This is a genomic window from Vibrio thalassae, assembly GCF_900089835.1.
Classification (GTDB): Bacteria; Pseudomonadota; Gammaproteobacteria; order Enterobacterales; family Vibrionaceae; genus Vibrio; species Vibrio thalassae.
Map to the genome: position 1 here is coordinate 1 of NZ_OANU01000097.1, position 728 is coordinate 728.

The 728-nt window shown below is 44.0% G+C and carries 1 protein-coding gene; it reads left to right on the forward strand.

Annotation, left to right across the window (positions count from 1 at the left end; genetic code table 11):
- Window positions 1–52: 52 nt before the first annotated feature.
- Window positions 53–728, forward strand: a 676-nt coding sequence (locus VTH8203_RS18995; protein ID WP_158296193.1) for a hypothetical protein, incomplete at its 3' end; no start/stop codon positions are given.

Below are 728 nucleotides of genomic sequence, written 5' to 3' on the forward strand. Positions count from 1 at the left end.
CATTTCAACGCCAGAGAGCTTGGCTACCGGCAGTTATAACAGGAAAAGCTATGTGTATCTTCAATTGGCGAGCAATGAAGCACATACCTTGTATCAAGTGGCGAGTGATTACAGTCTGACCAGTCTTGTTGAAGTCACGAACGTCGATATTAATGAATTGACCTTCTTCTATCATTCCGTCAGTGATCAAAAATTGACGACCCGTTACATCGCGCTACCAAGCCGTATTGATCCCAGCACTTTTGTTGATTTACTGACCCAAAATGGCATGGAGGATAGCAGCCTAACACTGGATCATGTTGCCTCGCTTATTTACGCCGTTGATGACATCAATGCGCTTATTGCTAACAACGAAGCGCTGACTGAAAGTGTGTTATTAGCGAGCGGTGAATTAGCCAATATTGTCACGGACAATGTTCCTCAATACGATGCAGAATTCAAGCGGTTAGTCAGAGTAAATAGGGTTGCAGAGATTCAAGCTGTGATTGATGAAGTGAATGCGCATGTCACCGTGCTAGCGCAAATTATGGCTTATGCCGACAACAGTTATGCCACGGGTTTAAGCTTTACGGATTTAGACAAGGTAATAGGATTAACTGGACTAAATGCGAATAACCACATTTATTACCAGACCTTGATTGCCGCAGAGGTTGGCAGCAATGTCGACACCAGTGCTAAATTGCAAACCTTGATCACCAGTGCCAACGCCAGTCAATCTCAAATTGACA